We start from the raw sequence: 14,371 nt of genomic DNA on the forward strand, positions 1-14,371 counted from the left end.
GCGTTGCCATGCAACGCCTTTTTTATTTAGTCATCAATTTCGCTTTCTTCAATTTCTTCGTCAGACGGTAAAGGCGATCGCAAAATTACTGTGTTTTGCAGTTTGCCGATGCCCTCAATTTCGATATAAACGCGATCGCCTTCTTGCATCGGACCAACACCTTCAGGCGTACCCGTAAGAATGATATCTCCAGGGAGTAAAGTCATAATTTGGCTAATGTAGGACACGATGTAATCTGGTGAAAACACCATCTCTTCAATTGATGCAGATTGAAAAGGCTTTTTAGTGTCATTTACAAAGGTTTGCAACATAGCGGTAGGACTGATTTCACGCACAATCCAAGGTCCCAGGGGACAGAAAGTATCAAAACCCTTACCCCTAGTCCATTGACTATCGCTTCTTTGAAGATCCCTTGCCGTCACATCGTTAGCGATCGTATAGCCCCAAATCGCAGCGATCGCCTGTTTGGGTGTGAGATTAAAACACCTAGAGCCAATCACTAAAGCTAGCTCACCTTCATATTCCACTCGCTTAGACTGTGGTGGTAAAGCTATTTCTGCCTCAGGCGCAATAATTGTAGTAGTCGGCTTTAAAAATATAATTGGCTCTTTTGGTACTTCTCCACCCATTTCCGCAGCATGAGCGGAATAGTTTTTACCTACAGCAACAATCTTGCTCGGCTCACAGGGAGCTAAAAGTTGATAAGTATCTGGCGCAAGTAATTCCCCATTTGGCTCCCCTCCCAGCCAAGGTGCTGTATTGAGTAGCTTTATAGATTGATTCAACTCTAACAGCCCGTAACAGGCTTCCCCTTGGGAAGTTTTCACGCGAACATAACGATCCGCCATAGCATCTTATTTGTATCTAAATATTAAGAGGGGCAACCTAGCAGACTTGATTATATAGCAATCACCATCATAAACCTAAGAAGGCGCAGTAGCTCATTAGAGATGTTTTCTAAGGGTTCTGAAATCAGATTATTGATGGCGCGGCAAAGTCGCGCCATCAATAATCTGTTCCTTGCTTTACGGTGAACTAAGTTAAGAGTAACCCGCGATCGCAGTTCATTTTGGACTTTCTTGGTGGTCTTACTAAGTTAGTTTGAGATATATAACCGTAAGTTGTCTATCAGTAGCTCATCATAATTAAAAATCCAAGCCAGATCCTGCCACGCCCGCACTAAGCGAGCGAGGTAGGATTCTCGGTTTTAGGGTTAGTTATGCTTAGTTACTCAGCAGTTTTTACATTAGTAAATTGGAATATGAATCTATCTACATTTATCTTAGTTTCACTTGCAGTTGGAGTTGCTTTTGGAACTCTATTAAATACAGCTTTCCCTCAGTATATTGAACTAATTAATCAAAGTTTTTTAGCTCCAGTTGGGGAATCCTTTTTAAGGCTGATTCAGTTTGTGGTCGTTCCCATTGTTTTTTCTTCTTTAATCATGGGATTAACCCGAATTCAAGGAGCAGGACAAGTTGGCAGATATGCAGTCAAGTTAATGACTAGTTACTTGATTACTAGCTCAATAGCACTTTGTGTGGGCATGGGAACAGCTTATTTTTTGCAGCCTGGTAGTGGGGTAACAGGCTTCTCTGTTTCTGAGAATATTAGAATTACGGAAGCTCCTTCTCTTATATCTTGGTTAGTTAGCTTAATTCCTGTCAATCCATTAGAAGCTCTCAGTACTGGCAATCTATTACAAATCATTTTTTCGGCAGTTCTACTAGGCATAGGCGTGCAACTTGCTAAAGAGAAAGCAAACCCCTTTGTAGAATTAATAGAAAGTATCTATCACATTAGCGAAAAGACTTTATCCATAATTTTGTATGTCGCTCCTTTGGGTGTATTTGCCCTCATGAGTTCTACGATCGCCACTCAAGGACTAGAACTAGTTGCTAAATTATTTCTCTATGTTTTGGGTTTAGTGATTGCTTCTTCGATCATGATTTGTTTAGATATGCTGGTTCTGTTTATCCTCAAAGCTGATCCTTTAAGATTTCTACGTAGTCTTTCGGAAGCGATCGCCCTAGCATTTGGAACCGCTAGTTCTAATGCAGCATTGCCAGTAGTATTACAAAATATTCAAGAGAATTATGGTTTGCGCGAAGAAATTGCCAGTTTTGCAATTCCCCTAGGTACTGCACTCAAGCGTGATGGAGCAGCGATTTTACAAGGATTTAACGCCTTATTTGTAGCTCAAATTTATCAAGTCCCTTTAACGCCTTCCCTATTAACCGCGATCGCCGTTAGTAGTTTGTTGGTTTCCTTTAGTACCCCTGGAGTCCCTGGCTCGGCTCTGATCACGATGGCAACTGTTCTTTCAGCTTCAGGTTTACCTTTAGAAGCGATCGCTTTAGTTGCAGGAATTGATCGGCTTACTGATGGCTTTAAAACTGTTGTCAATATTATTGGTAATAGTGTTAACGCTATTATTCTCAGTCATTGGGAAGTAGAACAAATATCTGAAGTAGAACAAATACCTGCTAGCTGAATAGAAAACTCTGCTCAGCAGAATTTTCTATTCAGCATTTATACTGTAGCGATCACTAAACATTACAGCACTTTACGCTCAAGTCTAACCCCCAGAAGATTTTTAAAAGCGTTGCTTAGCAACGCTTTTAAAAATCTCATAGTAGTTCTGTAAGTAGTTCATCATCAATAAAACCTTAATTTAGGCTTTATTTAAACTCATCCCATTAGACTCAGCATAACGATTCATAAATCTCAGAAATCGCTCCCAGTCACGCTCGCCTTCAATTTTATGAATTGCTTCAATCCCTGCCGATTTGCCATTGATGAATTTGGCGTTGACATTGCGCGTCACCATTTCGCCTTCTTCATCAATCATATACATTCCCAATATCTCATTATTGTTAGCATTCTCGCCACTCATGCATTTAGGTGAATCAAAGATAAACACCGCAACACTCGTATCTCCATCCTTAGAGCGCGTAATTTTTACATCGGTGGCTTCTTCGTCAATACCGAGTGCCAACTGTATTTTTGCTGTCATTTTTTAAAACCTTGATCTAAAACTTTAAACTTTGAATAAGACTTTTTTAAAAGCATATTTGTATTAACATAACTCAAAATTAACACCCATTAACAGCAAAGCTATACCTTTGCTGTTAATGGGTGTTAATCAAATACTACAGTTCGCAACCCTAAGCCTGAGCTTGCCGATTGCCCATAAACTAATACGCGGTTTTGTAAATGTTGTCTGACCGCTCTAGCAAGGACAATCCGCTCTAAATCTTTACCTTTACGAATCAGATCAGTAACCGAATCACGATGCGAAACTCGAATGACATCCTGTTCAATAATTGGACCTTCATCTAATTCTTCAGTCACATAATGAGCCGTTGCACCGATAATTTTTACACCACGCTTATAGGCGCGATGATAGGGATTTGCACCTGCAAAGGCTGGCAAAAATGAATGGTGAATATTAATAACTTGCGAGAATTGAGAGAGAAAGTCTGGACTCAAAACTTGCATATACTTAGCGAGAACGACTAAATCTATTTTGTATTGTTTGAGTAAAGCAAGTTGCTGTTTTTCTTGCTCTAACTTATTTTCTGGCGCGATCGCCATGTGATGATAATTAATCCCAAAATTATGGGCAACTTTTTCTAAATCTGGATGATTGCTAATTACCACAGGGATCGTGGCTGAGAGTTCATGCGATCGCTGACGTAAAATCAAATCATATAAGCAATGATCCTGCTTCGAGACAAAAATAGCAATCCGACGCACGTAATCAGAAAATTGAATACTCCATTTAGCATTAATTTCAGTTGCTAATTTCTCAAAGGTCGGATTAATTTCTGACCTCGCTAAATCGAAATTCTCTAGATCCCACTCAACACGCATCAAAAACAGTCCCGCCGTACTATCAGCATGTTGATCCGCATGGAGAATATTCCCCCCATGGGAAAATACCCAGTCCGAAATTTTTGCCACTAACCCTTTTTGGTCAGGACAGGAAACAAGTAAAGTTGCAGTAGTCATAATGTTCGTCGTACTTTGCCCTAAAATAATATGCAAATCCCAAATTTTCGATTAAAAGGGTTGCTTTGCAACCCTTTTAATCGAAAATTTGGGATTTATGTGGTTGCCATAGATATTTTCGCAGATCAATCTTACCTGCATCATTAAAGCTAATTCCTTCACTTTCCAGTAGCGATCGCTGCAAATAGGCTGACCCAAAGCGCAACGGCGAAAGTGAAATCTCCCCCTTCGCATTGACCACATGCTGCCAAGGGATATCTGAAGTTTGCATATCAACGCGATAGAGTGCATATCCCACTAAACGTGCTTTTCCAGCCAAATTTGAAAGTTCAGCAACTTGTCCGTAGGTAGCCACAAACCCTTTGGGGATTTGCCGCACAATTTCATAAATACGATTATAAGTTGTGGTATTACTACTCATGGCTATTGGCTATAGTGTAAATTTATACTCTTTACAGATTTGGTGACTTGAATCACTTCCATTTCCGTAAAACTTTAGCTACTATGGTAAATGTCAAAACACTAAGACATTTGCACTGGAGATACTTCAATGCTAGCGGCGGAATGCATCGATTCCAGAGCTACCGTAAATTTAGAGGAAAAGCGCCGAACGACGACACGCATAGCTATGCGTGTTCCGAGAAGCTGCTATGGAGAGCCTATAATTTCTCGCCTCTCTTGTGAACACGGTTTAATCGTGACTATTATTGCCGCACTTCTAGGCGAAAGTCCAGAAGATGATGGCTGGTTCACGTTAGAACTAACTGGAACAACTCAACAAATTCAAAGTGGAATTATTTATCTAGAAGAGCTAGATTTAGAAATTTGGGATAAAACGGCTGTCGAAGACGAAAGCTGGTAAACACTTAGAAAAGAGAAAGCCTGCTTAGCAAGCTTTCTCTTAATAACCAATTAAATAGAAATTTTTATTTATACCAAAAAGAAATGTGGCGCACTGCACCACATTTCTTTTTGGTATGGTGGTTACCTAATGAGTACAACACACTCATTAAATAACCTAAAAGCAATCCCAGAAAGGGTTTCAAGTTGTCATTTTACCTTAAGCAAAATAACAACCGCTATACTGCAGTAGTTTACGATCCAACCTAAACCAAGAGATTACTTGAAAGTGTTGCAAAGCAACACTTTCAAGTAATCTCTTGTGGTTCGTTTGATCAGTAATTGCTGTAATTTACTTGTTAGGCTGAGGAGTTAGACGTAAGTAAGGCTTAATAGGGTTAAAGCCTTTAGGGAACTTAGTCTTGGCTTCTTCATTAGAAATTGAAGGGACAATTACGCAATCATCGCCATCTTTCCAGTTGGCGGGTGTTGCAACACTGTAGTTGTCGGTCAATTGCAATGAATCAATTACACGTAGAATTTCATCAAAGTTGCGACCTGTGCTAGCAGGATAGGTCAAGCTAAGGCGCAGTTTTTTGTTGGAGTCAATGATAAAAACCGATCGCACAGTTAAGGTATTACCTGTTGCCGAGTTAGGGTGAATCATGTCATAAAGTTCTGACACTTTTTTATCTTCATCAGCCAAAATTGGGTAGTTAAGGGTAGCACCTTGAGTTTCTTCGATATCGCCAACCCATCCTTTGTGGGATTCAACGCCATCGACACTCAAAGCGATCGCCTTGATATTGCGCTTATCAAATTCTGGCTTGAGCTTAGCTACGGTTCCAAGTTCGGTGGTGCAAACAGGGGTGAAATCTTTGGGGTGAGAAAATAGAATTGCCCAGCTATCGCCGATCCACTCATGGAAGTTGATCACGCCTTCAGTGGAGTCTTGAGTAAAATCGGGTACGGTATCGCCTAAACGCAGTGTCATAGTTTTAAAGTTAGTCTTCTTTGTTACAAATCTAAGATACAAGATTACTGGAAAAATCGCTAGCCCTATAGGGCGGTATTCCCATCGCTTTACTGTAGATTATGACATAAAACTGATAAATTAGAGATAGTGCTTTGCACTATCTCTAATTTATCAGTTTTGATTATTGACATTGTGCAATCTTTACAGGAAACTTAATAACTGCCAGTTAGATGCTTATGCTATTTAAACTCGTTAGCTAAAAGCTAACAAATAATAGCAAAATCTCAAAAATACTAATCGCGGAACTGGCGGAATTGGTAGACGCGCATGTTTCAGGTACATGTGTTGAAAGACTTGGGGGTTCAAGTCCCCCGTTCCGCATAAAAGCCACAGCTAAAAAACGTCAACCAATTTAGGTTGGCGTTTTTTATTTGGTTTATTAAGATTCAGCATTACCAGATCTTAATTTCATTATGGCGATCCATCGCCTCCAGTATCTGTTGGACTCTGACCGCTGTAATAATTTTCTCGAAGGATTTTAAGTTCTGGTAAGTCGAATATGGCAGAGGGGTCACCTTGAAGAGCTAGATCTCTTGCATCTACTAGCATAGGGTCGTTTACGTTAACAGAGAACTCTTGTACAGCATTAGGTTCAAACTGCCCCAAAATAAGGAGATAGTTTTTTTCTAATCTACTTGGCGGAGATGGCTCCCATCGGAGAGCCTTTTTCACTGACTCCATATGACGGCTTTGCTTAAAGTCATTATACTTATGCCCCAAATACAGCCAAGTCTCAGTTGCCATAAGTCTTTCAGCGATACTGATTGAACCATCTGAGATTGTAGAGAATTCAACTATTATCTCCCATTCTTGAGCATCAATATTAGGTAAAAAGCGCACTGCCCTTATTGTGATTGCTTTAAGATATTCAACAGGTTGGGCAAGGTTCTGATAATACACAAGCAAACCTCTAATTTCAGCAAGGTATCCTTGTCGTGCGAGACTTTCTAATACATTAATCGGATCGCGAATAATCCAGAATGCTTCGCGCAAAATTTCTATGAGAGGCAGAATAATGTCATTGAGACCCAAAACAGACAACCTGAAAAGTGCAAAGCGAATATATCTTTGAAACTTACGAATCTCTGATGAACTAATATCTGGTTTACGAAGCTCTAGCCAACTATTTTGGAATAGGTTCACTAACTCTCTACATAGGTCATTTCTATTCTTATTCCAAACATTGTTAGAACTAGTAAAAGAAGCCGCCCATTGCATAAACATTTCAAAAGAGTCACTATTTGGTGGTTTCGTAGACTTAAGTTCACCGTCTATTCCCAAAACTTCTTTCTGTTTCGCTAACTCTTTATCTCGGCTTTTCGAGTTAAACAGGTACTTAAATACCTTACGGCTGAGTTCTGGCTTATCTATATAAATTCTTATTGCTCTTAAACATTGCTGATAGCATTTAATGTTGTGCCACCAAAGTTCATCATTATGATACGAGCTGGCAAAAAAAGCACGATGTTCTGAATCCAATATCCAGAGAGGATTTACAATACTATCAAAACGCTTACTTAATTTTTCTAAGCATTCATCCTCATCAACCTGTTTTAAAAATGAAGATACTTCATAAATCTTTTCTGTTTTCTGCTCATTAAGGTTTAGCCCTATTTTTTGCAGTTCTTCTTTAAGAGCATTCTCAATCTCTTCAATGTCTGCTGGATTTGGAATAACGAGAATCATGTCATCTACATAGCGATGAAACTCAACTCCCCATGGATTCCCAACTCCGAATTTTGCATCAATAGCAGTCAAATAGAGATTTGCATAAAAGCTTGATCCAATACTTCCTTGTGTTATACCTTGCCCCAATGCATGTTCATCAATTTCTTTAGATAGGAGTAATCGAATTAGCCAACTTACTCGTTGGCTAACAGATAGTTCTCTAGCGACCTCATCACAAATTTTACTCTGGATAATTTTTGTGTAAAACGATTCAATATCTAGACGAAGAATTGCACCGTTAGCATAATTTCTAGCGCTGTCTCGTGCTTTTGTCATATAGAAACAGCTTAGTGGTGCAGAAAACTCAAGCGAGTCTCAAGATGAGACAATAGTAACACGAGCAAATTCGATACGAAAATCTAACTTTTTGCGTTTGGCAATAGAAGCACAGGAGGGAGGAGGATTGGTTCTAGGAAAAAGCTGCAAAATAGGAAGAGTTTTTTGTTGATAAAGAAGGGTGTGAATCTGACGGAGACCGAGTTGCAGAAAACTCAATCCGCGATGATCGTGCCAATCAATGGAAGCCCTTTGCCCCAAACGCACCAACATCAATCCAAGAATCACCGCAAGCAAGGAAGCAGTGGCAAGGAGCATAAACAAACAGGTAAGAGCTTGAGCATCACGGAGATGAGAGCTAAGCACATTAAAAGCCGCCGACTTGTAATCCTTAAAATGAGGTTCAATGCCACCAAAGCGTTTGCCATAGAGAGCAAAAGTCTGTAATGAAGGGGGAATATCGGTAAGGACAGCCCATGAACCATTAGCCATGTCTAGGTTAGCCGTCACTAAGTGACAATTAACATCACCAAGTACAGTGACATTGGGAACTAGATAAGCTTGCTCTGCGGGAGGTATCAGTTGTTCGACGCGCTTGGTTGTACCTGTCGGCAAAGTCACTAACAGATCGGACTTGCCGCGAATTGCCCAAGACCATTGATTTTACTGTAACCATCGGATTAATTCTCCATGTTCAAAGCCTCGGTCGGCAAGTAAGGTCACCTTGCTTTCTGGCGGCAATAAGGTGATTACTTGTTCTAATACGGGGCGATAATCTTCAAAGCCAACTGTAGCGCTTCCATGTTCTATGACTAATTGAGCGAGCGTAATCGACCTTCCTCCCCAAATCATACATACTTCTATAAGACAGAATTTATCCCACAGCATACTTGTGTCCAAAGCCAGTTCCAATGATTCTCCTGCAAATCCTTGGAGAAAGTTCTTCACTAATGGGTTATAGAATGTCTCCGCGATGATATGTGGATTATGAACGAAGTAGCTTAGTCTTTCCATCTGACTTCTGGCTTGGCACTCTCTATGGCTCAAATAGGCCAACCAATGGCTCAGGCTGGCTTTTCCTGATTGCAATATTGCGGCTACTGCCTCCGCAAATCCTTGCAGATGTCGCTTATCTTTTGGCTTGAGCCATTGACTCAGTTGTTCTTGTAGCTGAAGATATAGCTGGGGCATGGATAAGATCTTTTGTTGAGGAACTTGAGTATCTCATCTATTGCCCCTTTTATCCCTCTTGTCCCATTTTGAGACTTTATGCCTAGCAACCTTTTCCAGACTTTTCTGCACCAATAAGGCCATTGGGGTTTAAAGTCGATGGCGATCGCGTAACTTATGCAGGTCGTTACAATCTTCGCGATCGCGCTCCCAATACCGATGTCGATGTCTGTTTCTCTGGCAAAATTGCCGTTACACAAATGGGTGTTTAGCTAAGTTGCGATCGTTAAATATCACGCATGGTAATTTGCCTGTCTTACTGCTTCAACTTCATTAGTAATATCTTCTAAACTAAGTTCATCAGTTTGAACTGAATTCAAAAACTTCTTGAATCTAAGAGAAAATATGTCTTCTTTGAGCAATTTTAATAAGTTGATTTTTTCTTCTACATTACATTGAGAAATTTGGGCATAGTGAAGTATCAGCACCATTAAAGTTTGCTTCTTGATAGTTTGAACCACGAAAATCAGTTTTTCCAAGAGACCCAATAAATATAGTTTTATCTAGTTTTGTTTTTTCAAAATTTCCCAAAGAACCAATATATATAGTTTGTAAGAATTCAGGTAAGAATAGGGATGAGAGAGATGGAAGAAGGATCAATTAAAGCTTGACGGAAAAAATCAATGACAGATTTACCTTGAGCTTTACAAGTTTGAATAACCGTCAATAAAGCGGCGGTATTGCGAAAACCATCCATAGAACGGGAGCCACCACAAACTTTGCGTTTGGTAACAGCAAGTCTGAGATTACGCTCGGCACGATTATTGTCAGGAGGGACATGAGGATTTTCAAGGAAATACCACCATTGAGCCGATTTCTTCTTGAGGGACTTTAATAAATTACCTGCGGCATAGCCAACTTTGGGCATCCAATCCGAGATAGCTTGGCTGACTCGTTTTTTAAAATCAATCGCCCAGTTAAAATATGGTCGAGTATCACGATTTTTTTGCCAAGTCGCGCATGATGTTCAAATGCTTCATCAATCAGCCTAATGAATATACGCCCAATTTCTTGTTGAGATTTAAGGGTTAATTTAAGTAGTGCTTTAAAGTGTCGTCTTAGGTGAGCCAGACATTTCTGTTGTCGCTCAACGGCGTAACCGTTATACACACTATAGTCGTCACTACACAATACGCCATCATAGCTTTCTCCCAACATTGACTCTAGTTCGGCACGACTACGAGTATCTGCACCACGATATAGCGCATAACCTTCACCACTGAATGACCATAGCCATTCTTTTACGCCTTTGACGAGCCACGGTGTTTCATCGACTTGAACTTGGGGTTGGTCTTTAATCCAATCTGCTAGCTCTTCCACTTTTGCTTCAATACTGTCTGCTACTCGCTCATTGGTGGCGGCGATGGTTCCTAGTCCGATTTCGACTAGTCCCATCTCTTTTAGCCATTCTTGCTGTTTTTTATAACTCATATGTCCATAATTCCCTAACCATACCAACATCCCTTGTAGGCTTGCTTCTAGGTCTTGTTCGCCAATCACATCTTTAGGCAATTCTCCCCACACCACTGCGCCACAGTGCTTACATTGACATTCCTGTTGCTGATATTCAACGATTTCAATTGGTTGTTCTACCAATCTTGCTGTTTGTCTGATGCTGACTCCTATCTCTGTCCATGCTTGTCCTCCGCAATTTGGACAGCCTTCGGGCGAGAGCGTCTCAAAGCGATCTACTCGATTAAATCCTTTTCTCGTTTTTCCTTTATGTCCGAATTGTCCTCCTACTTTTTTCTTACCCTCCTCTTCTGCTATTTCTTCGACTTTTTTCTCTGACCGTTTTAATAGGTCGCTTGATGGCGGTTTTGATGAGTCTTTGCTACTTCTGTTGTTGACTGCTTTTAGGCTCTCTATTTCTTCATATATTTGCTGTGCCCATTCTTGTTGGCGCACGATTACTTCTACCAGTTCTCCTACTGGCATGTTTTCTAGTGCTTCTCGTTCATATTGTGGTGGTTCTTTCATCCCTTTACTTTAACCACTTTGACTCTTTTGTCAATTTCTTACCTGATTCTTTACCTACAGATTACGATTAATGCTGCTTGAATATCATTTGTTACTGTGTAAATATCCTCTTCTTCTGTTTGATTTTCTTCTTCCTGAACCTGTGGTTTAAATACTGATTTACCCTGTATTGATTGATCTCTAATATAAGACACCAAAAGTTCCATAACTATCCAGTGTTCTTCTGGATAAATTTGAGCAACTTGTTCTAACGCAAAGATCCCTCCAACTCTAACACCTAATTTATCATTGCCTAGCTGATCAACAGCTTTAGAAAATCTTTCAGCAATTTGTTTTTTATCTAATATTACTAAGTTTTGCCATGCAGTGTATGCAGTAACAAAGAAAAATATACCACTAGCTAATTGAAACAAAGAACTATTTAGTGTGTTTTGTAAAGTGATTGAGTCACGTCTTATTGCAATGTAATCTTTAGGCTCAATTGAATTTTTTACTGATTCTACTTGTTTTTTAAAAGATTCTAACTGCTGTTGTTGATTAAACCAGTAAGCTCCTATAAGAACTATGATGATGAGTCCTAATGGAACAAAACCCTTGAACTTAGGCATATCTTTTTCTCTCCAAAAGCAATCAAAAAATATAGTAGGGGATGTTACTAATGCCCCCTATTTGGTTATACACTGAATCAACCTTTTACACAGACAATCTGCTTCAAAGTCGCAACTACTTCTACTAGATCAGATTGCTGATTCATCACTTGTTCAATTGGTTTATAAGCCGCAGGAATCTCATCAATGATGCCTGTATCCTTGCGACACTCAATGCCTTGAGTTTGCTGAATTAGGTCATCTAAAGTGAATTGATCCTTCGCCTTACTCCGCGATAACAAGCGCCCAGCCCCATGAGAACAAGAGCAATAACTTTCAGCATTACTTTTCCCTTTGACAATGAAAGACTTCGCTCCCATTGAGCCAGGGATAATACCATAATCCTCAGTTCTTGCCCTTACTGCACCTTTGCGAGTGACATAGACATCTTCTCCGAAATGAGTTTCTTTTTCTGCATAGTTATGATGACAGTTTACAGTTAGTAAAGGCTTCACAGGCTTACCGCCGCTAGCAAACTTCTCGATGATCTTCTTAAATCTTGCCATCATGACATCGCGATTGAAACGTGCATATTCCTGCGCCCATTGCAAATCTCGCCAATAAGCTGCGAATTCAGCAGTACCCGCAATAAAATAGGCAAGATCCTTATCAGGCAAAGAATTTTCCGCTAACCGTGCAAGATTTTTGGCTGTATCGATATGTCTTTGAGCAAGCATATTGCCAATATTTCGAGAACCAGAATGCAGCATCAGCCACACCTGATTATCTGTATCTATGCAAACCTCTATGAAGTGATTACCTCCACCTAGAGAACCCATTTGTTTCATCGCTTTACCTTCTAGATGTTGAACTCCTGAATGTAATTCGCGGAATTCTCGCCATCCTTGCCAATTCAGCACTGGCTTTTCAACTTCTTTATTGTCATTAAAGCCTACGGGAATTGCGGCTTCGATTTCTAGACGAATTTGCTTAAGCTTACCCTCTAGCTGTTCGTAGCAAAATGGAGTTTTAATTGCTGCCATGCCGCAACCAATGTCTACGCCTACCGCTGCAGGTACGATCGCTTCTTTAGTGGCAATCACGGAACCAACGAGAGCGCCCTTACCGAGATGTACGTCAGGCATAAGCGCTACATGCTTAAACACAAATGGCAACGAGGCAACATTTTTTGCCATTTTGGTTTCTTCATAACCTAGATCATGATCAGCCCAAGACAAGACAGGCTTGGGTGTGGAGATATTTAACTGTTGATAAGGCATAGTCTTAATTTCATATTGTAGTATACATACTACAATATGAAACATAATCGCGCAATAGCATTAATCCCAAAAGTTCAGGGCAGCGCTTTGCGCTTCCCTGAAATAAAAAAGAGATGTTGCTAAGCAACATCTCTTTTCTTTAGGATTAAAGTTAATGCTAGCTAAACTGATTTAGCATCAGCTTCAGCAAAGGTTTTATAGCATTTCTCAGAATCATAGATATGGCAGCGATCGCCAATATCCTTCATCAATTCCCAAGAAAACTTAGTCTTATACATATACTGTCCCCAATTCTCATCAAGAGACTTGTGCGCTAGACGCAAGTTATACGAAGGAATACCAGTAGAAACGTGGTGAGGCACATGCACATTAATATCGTGACATAGCCATTCTACCCAAGCAGGATAGTCGCAATGGACAGTTCCTGTTAGCTGATCGGTAGCAGCGTGCCATTTATCCTTATCTTTAAACTGGATATCTGGCATCGTGTGATGAACAATCGTGAATGTACTCATCCAAAAGTGATAAACCAACCAAGGCATCAAAAAGTAATTGATAAATCCTAAGAAACCAGTAGTGTAAATCAAAACTGGAAAGGCGATCGCTGCAAAAACGATAACCAAACGATAGGAAAACTTAACTTGCTCACGCTGACGCTCAGGATAAAGACTGGCATCAAAATGCAAATTTGCCCAGTGAATAATTGAACCTATCCACCAAAAGCGAGTACGGATTAGGCGATATACCCCAGAAATTAAACCTTTCCCATCTTCATATTCTTCAACGGTGAAAGGATACCAAGCATTGTCCTCGCCCATCTTATTGGTATGTAGATGATGGTGATCATGCTTGAAGCGCCAACCGTGAAAAGGAAAAATCAATGGTAGGAAAGCGATATGTCCTACAAGATCGTTAACCCAAATTTTATTGGAGAAGGAACGATGTCCACAGTCATGACCAATTACGAACCAGCCAGTTAGAGCCGTACCCGTAAAAATCCAAGCGAATGGCAATAAATACCAAGGAGAAAAAGCAATGCTGGCATAGCCAAGCGCGGCGGTCGTTAAGGAAAACAACACACTTAACCAAGCTCTGAGAGGTTTTTTCTCAAAGTATTCAGTAGGGATGGTTTTGATGATGTCGCGGAGGGTGGTCTCAGGGGTAAGAGTGTGTGAGGAGTTTTGTATGGCAACCACTACTGAGCACTCCCTACTGCGGTCAGGCGTTGACGGCTCAAGCTTTGTAATTGCTGGAAAAGAACATCGATATCAGATTGCAATTCCGCCAGTTCGGCTTGAACTTCTTCGGAATATAACTTTTTAGCGGTTACGTTCAATGTAGAAATCTCTTTAGTTAGGGCTTCAGTTTGTTTGCTCATACTTCCTTTAAAACGCTTTTAA

The 14,371-nt window shown here is 40.3% G+C and carries 13 protein-coding genes, 1 tRNA gene and 3 pseudogenes; 4 read left to right on the top strand and 13 right to left on the bottom strand.

Translation table 11 applies throughout. From position 1 onward, the window contains the following. Window positions 1-26: 26 nt before the first annotated feature. Window positions 27-848: a fumarylacetoacetate hydrolase family protein gene (locus ABM313_RS10975; protein WP_434687941.1), complete on the bottom strand. Its 822-nt coding sequence runs from the start codon at window positions 846-848 to the stop codon at window positions 27-29. 413 nt (window positions 849-1,261) lie between these two features. Here ABM313_RS10975 and ABM313_RS10980 point away from each other — a divergent pair, with 413 nt between their 5' ends. Further along, complete coding sequence (locus tag ABM313_RS10980; protein WP_434687943.1) at window positions 1,262-2,494, top strand: dicarboxylate/amino acid:cation symporter; 1,233 nt, start codon at window positions 1,262-1,264, stop codon at window positions 2,492-2,494. Window positions 2,495-2,674: 180 nt separating this feature from the next. Here the strand turns inward: ABM313_RS10980 and psb28 are convergent, their stop codons facing one another. The 3 genes from psb28 to ABM313_RS10995 form a co-directional block, all read right to left on the bottom strand. Continuing rightward, window positions 2,675-3,016: a photosystem II reaction center protein Psb28 gene (gene psb28 / locus ABM313_RS10985; RefSeq protein ID WP_434687945.1), complete on the bottom strand. Its 342-nt coding sequence runs from the start codon at window positions 3,014-3,016 to the stop codon at window positions 2,675-2,677. 125 nt (window positions 3,017-3,141) lie between these two features. Then, on the bottom strand, window positions 3,142-4,014 hold the full coding sequence (purU, locus tag ABM313_RS10990) for a formyltetrahydrofolate deformylase (RefSeq protein ID WP_434687947.1): 873 nt from the start codon (window positions 4,012-4,014) through the stop codon (window positions 3,142-3,144). Window positions 4,015-4,090: 76 nt separating this feature from the next. After that, on the bottom strand, window positions 4,091-4,435 hold the full coding sequence (locus ABM313_RS10995) for an MGMT family protein (protein WP_434687948.1): 345 nt from the start codon (window positions 4,433-4,435) through the stop codon (window positions 4,091-4,093). Window positions 4,436-4,564: 129 nt separating this feature from the next. On the opposite strand from ABM313_RS10995, the gene ABM313_RS11000 reads away from it, so the two are divergent. Continuing rightward, a complete protein-coding gene (locus ABM313_RS11000; RefSeq protein WP_094535005.1) occupies window positions 4,565-4,876 on the top strand; it encodes an NIL domain-containing protein in 312 nt (103 codons plus the stop codon). Window positions 4,877-5,206: 330 nt separating this feature from the next. Here the strand turns inward: ABM313_RS11000 and ABM313_RS11005 are convergent, their stop codons facing one another. Continuing rightward, window positions 5,207-5,848: a peroxiredoxin gene (locus ABM313_RS11005; protein ID WP_434687951.1), complete on the bottom strand. Its 642-nt coding sequence runs from the start codon at window positions 5,846-5,848 to the stop codon at window positions 5,207-5,209. A 281-nt stretch (window positions 5,849-6,129) separates the two neighbouring features. Here ABM313_RS11005 and ABM313_RS11010 point away from each other — a divergent pair. Further along, a tRNA-Leu gene (locus ABM313_RS11010) sits at window positions 6,130-6,211 on the top strand. 90 nt (window positions 6,212-6,301) lie between these two features. Here the strand turns inward: ABM313_RS11010 and ABM313_RS11015 are convergent. Further along, a complete protein-coding gene (locus ABM313_RS11015; protein ID WP_434687953.1) occupies window positions 6,302-7,894 on the bottom strand; it encodes a reverse transcriptase domain-containing protein in 1,593 nt (530 codons plus the stop codon). A 39-nt stretch (window positions 7,895-7,933) separates the two neighbouring features. Beyond that, window positions 7,934-9,085 (bottom strand): annotated as a pseudogene (locus ABM313_RS11020) (transposase). A gap of 119 nt (window positions 9,086-9,204) precedes the next feature. On the opposite strand from ABM313_RS11020, the pseudogene ABM313_RS11025 reads away from it, so the two are divergent. Then, window positions 9,205-9,336, top strand: a pseudogene (locus tag ABM313_RS11025) (5'/3'-nucleotidase SurE); the annotation flags it as partial. A gap of 21 nt (window positions 9,337-9,357) precedes the next feature. Here the strand turns inward: ABM313_RS11025 and ABM313_RS11030 are convergent. From ABM313_RS11030 to ABM313_RS11055, 6 genes and pseudogenes are all read right to left on the bottom strand, one after another. Continuing rightward, on the bottom strand, window positions 9,358-9,555 hold the full coding sequence (locus ABM313_RS11030) for a type II toxin-antitoxin system VapB15 family antitoxin (RefSeq protein ID WP_434687955.1): 198 nt from the start codon (window positions 9,553-9,555) through the stop codon (window positions 9,358-9,360). Window positions 9,556-9,683: 128 nt separating this feature from the next. Then, a pseudogene (tnpC, locus tag ABM313_RS11035) lies at window positions 9,684-11,104 on the bottom strand (IS66 family transposase). Window positions 11,105-11,154: 50 nt separating this feature from the next. Beyond that, entirely contained in the window at window positions 11,155-11,712 is a 558-nt protein-coding gene (locus ABM313_RS11040; protein WP_434687957.1) for a hypothetical protein, read from the bottom strand. Window positions 11,713-11,789: 77 nt separating this feature from the next. Beyond that, complete coding sequence (locus tag ABM313_RS11045; RefSeq protein WP_434687959.1) at window positions 11,790-12,971, bottom strand: RtcB family protein; 1,182 nt, start codon at window positions 12,969-12,971, stop codon at window positions 11,790-11,792. Window positions 12,972-13,132: 161 nt separating this feature from the next. Further along, window positions 13,133-14,167, bottom strand: a complete 1,035-nt coding sequence (locus ABM313_RS11050; protein WP_434687961.1) for a fatty acid desaturase — start codon at window positions 14,165-14,167, stop codon at window positions 13,133-13,135. Continuing rightward, entirely contained in the window at window positions 14,167-14,349 is a 183-nt protein-coding gene (locus ABM313_RS11055; protein ID WP_434687963.1) for a hypothetical protein, read from the bottom strand. Before ABM313_RS11055 ends, ABM313_RS11050 begins: the two co-directional genes overlap by 1 nt. Window positions 14,350-14,371 lie beyond the last annotated feature (22 nt).

Origin of the sequence: Pseudanabaena minima str. Chao 2107 (assembly GCF_051131155.1) — a bacterium.
Lineage (GTDB): Bacteria > Cyanobacteriota > Cyanobacteriia > Pseudanabaenales > Pseudanabaenaceae > Pseudanabaena > Pseudanabaena minima.

Coding starts and splice junctions, on each gene's coding strand:
- psb28 (WP_434687945.1), bottom strand. CDS start 3,016: ATGACAGCAAAAATACAGTTGGCACTCGGTATTGACGAAGAAGCCACC.
- ABM313_RS11005 (WP_434687951.1), bottom strand. CDS start 5,848: ATGACACTGCGTTTAGGCGATACCGTACCCGATTTTACTCAAGACTCC.
- ABM313_RS11055 (WP_434687963.1), bottom strand. CDS start 14,349: ATGAGCAAACAAACTGAAGCCCTAACTAAAGAGATTTCTACATTGAAC.
- ABM313_RS10975 (WP_434687941.1), bottom strand. CDS start 848: ATGGCGGATCGTTATGTTCGCGTGAAAACTTCCCAAGGGGAAGCCTGT.
- ABM313_RS10995 (WP_434687948.1), bottom strand. CDS start 4,435: ATGAGTAGTAATACCACAACTTATAATCGTATTTATGAAATTGTGCGG.
- ABM313_RS11045 (WP_434687959.1), bottom strand. CDS start 12,971: ATGCCTTATCAACAGTTAAATATCTCCACACCCAAGCCTGTCTTGTCT.
- ABM313_RS11040 (WP_434687957.1), bottom strand. CDS start 11,712: ATGCCTAAGTTCAAGGGTTTTGTTCCATTAGGACTCATCATCATAGTT.
- ABM313_RS11015 (WP_434687953.1), bottom strand. CDS start 7,894: ATGACAAAAGCACGAGACAGCGCTAGAAATTATGCTAACGGTGCAATT.
- ABM313_RS11000 (WP_094535005.1), top strand. CDS start 4,565: ATGCTAGCGGCGGAATGCATCGATTCCAGAGCTACCGTAAATTTAGAG.
- purU (WP_434687947.1), bottom strand. CDS start 4,014: ATGACTACTGCAACTTTACTTGTTTCCTGTCCTGACCAAAAAGGGTTA.
- ABM313_RS10980 (WP_434687943.1), top strand. CDS start 1,262: ATGAATCTATCTACATTTATCTTAGTTTCACTTGCAGTTGGAGTTGCT.
- ABM313_RS11030 (WP_434687955.1), bottom strand. CDS start 9,555: ATGGTGCTGATACTTCACTATGCCCAAATTTCTCAATGTAATGTAGAA.